We start from the raw sequence: 1,035 nt of genomic DNA, 5'->3' as shown, positions 1-1,035 counted from the left end.
GCTTTCTGATCCTGTCTTGCTTTAAGGATAAAAAGAATATATGAAGGCCAAACAAATAACACAATAGAGCAGTGCTTTCTGCGAATGTGATGTGAACAGAATGACTGATCAAGGGAAGGACAATGAAAAAGAGAAGCAGCCATTTAGCCATCGTGACGAGAAAAGAATACAAAAGCGCGTACCGTTTGAGCTGATAGATGATTTCCTTCTTTTGCAGCAAAAACACTTTGTCCGCTTCCATTAAAAATGTACGAATCGAGCCTGTAAACATGATCAGCCCACACACAGCGTACAGCCATCTCCACTCCGCCACTTCAGACCACTCATAAAGAAGACCTCTTCCATTCATCAAATCAATATACTGATAGATGACAAAAGCAATCGCCGGCAAAACAATATAGAGAGCGACTGTCCAGTCAATGACCGCATGCAACACTTTAAACTGATACTTGTAATAGTCAAACAGCCTTCGAAAAAAGAGCGTACGCCCGTTCATGGCCGATCACCTTGAACTGCCTGATAAAAACAGTCAAGCAATGACTGCCCCTCTAATCCGGTCTTGTCCTGAATATCTTTTAACGTGCCTTGGAGAAATAATGAACCTTTCTCAATCATATAAAACCGGTCACAGATTTTTTCCGCGGTATCGAGTACATGCGTGCACATAAGAATTCCGGCTCCACGTTCTTTTTCAGCCTTAAGCATGTCCACAAAGCGTTTCGTCGATATCGGATCAAGGCCGATAAACGGTTCATCAATCACATACATATCCGGCTTAGAGAGAAAGGCCTGGATAAGCATTAGTTTTTGCTGCATGCCTTTTGAAAAGGTGACAGGCAGCTCATGTTTAACCTGATCAAGCGAAAACGTCTGCAGCAGGCTTTGGGCCCGATGCGCAAATTCTCTCTCTTCAATGCCGTAGAGTGTGCTGATCAGATCCAAATGCTCCCACAGCGTCAGTTCTTCGTAAAAGGACGGATGCTCCGGAATATATGCAAATGAACAGTCGTTCCAGGCAATATGCCCTTTAAAATC

The 1,035-nt window shown here is 43.5% G+C and carries 2 protein-coding genes; both read right to left on the bottom strand.

Annotated features, from left to right (window positions below; all coding sequences use genetic code 11):
• A partial coding sequence (locus ACWFR1_RS40555; protein WP_453561195.1) for an ABC transporter permease occupies positions 1 to 496 on the bottom strand: 496 nt, incomplete at its 3' end.
• A partial coding sequence (locus ACWFR1_RS40550; protein WP_453561192.1) for an ATP-binding cassette domain-containing protein occupies positions 493 to 1,035 on the bottom strand: 543 nt, incomplete at its 5' end. The genes ACWFR1_RS40555 and ACWFR1_RS40550, both read right to left, overlap by 4 nt.

The sequence above is a fragment of the Streptomyces sp. NPDC055103 genome, assembly GCF_053607625.1.
The sequence above is the reverse complement of the archived record's forward strand: the minus strand, read 5'-3'. Positions and strand labels throughout refer to the sequence as shown.